The organism is Vibrio sp. OPT46, from assembly GCF_015163535.1.
Classification (GTDB): Bacteria; Pseudomonadota; Gammaproteobacteria; order Enterobacterales; family Vibrionaceae; genus Vibrio; species Vibrio alginolyticus.
Genome location: NZ_JADDYG010000564.1, coordinates 1 through 752, shown reverse-complemented (window position 1 = coordinate 752; position 752 = coordinate 1). Strand labels below are relative to the sequence as shown.

Below are 752 nucleotides of genomic sequence, written 5' to 3'. Positions count from 1 at the left end.
TCTCATTGCCAATTCCTTTGCTTAATTGAAAACTCTGCAACTTGATTAATTACGCCATCTACAGTTTGTAAAGCCAAAGTAACATCCGTTACAGCGCTAATATTTGTGCCATTCGTTACGACATCAGAATTTACTGTAAAACTCGTCACTTGAAAAATATCTTCATCAAATAAAGAACGACAAAAATCCACACCATCAAAAGACAGTATTTTGGCTTGGGATACTACGCCATTTTCACAGATTACAAGTTTGCTATCTCGCTTCTCATACTTAATATTTCTATAGTTTTTATTTAGCGGAGAGTCATCTCTAAAATAAACAAAACCAATAGAAGATGCACCACTGATTGTAATTGTTTCCAAGGCTCCGGATAATTTAAGAGACATACCATGACCACCATCATAACCAGCCCTTTGAATATCTTCTTTCATAACAGATAAAGTGATATTAAGACTTTGCAATAAATTTAGCTCTAAGCTTTTTTCTTTTGCTGTTTTTTGTAAACTCAAGAATATAGAGCCCACTACACTAAGAACAATTAACCCAATTAAAGAACTAATCATTAATTCAATTAAAGAGCTACCTATTTGATAGCGTTTGTTAGCACTGACGGTAATCATATAACTTCGCTCCAGAATTACTACAAATCTTAATCCTCCCAGGAGGGTTTGAGATCTTTGCTTGTAGTTTTATGTTTTGAGCATTGGTTGGGAAAAACTCTATATTTCCTCCTTGGGGCCGTCCACGGACCT

Annotated in this window: 1 protein-coding gene; it reads right to left on the bottom strand. The window is 35.0% G+C overall.

Going from position 1 to position 752, the window contains the following annotated elements; translation table 11 throughout:
- Window positions 1-2 precede the first annotated feature (2 nt).
- Window positions 3-620, bottom strand: a complete 618-nt coding sequence (locus tag IQR33_RS22745) for a PilW family protein (RefSeq protein ID WP_005383755.1) — start codon at window positions 618-620, stop codon at window positions 3-5.
- Window positions 621-752: the final 132 nt, after the last annotated feature.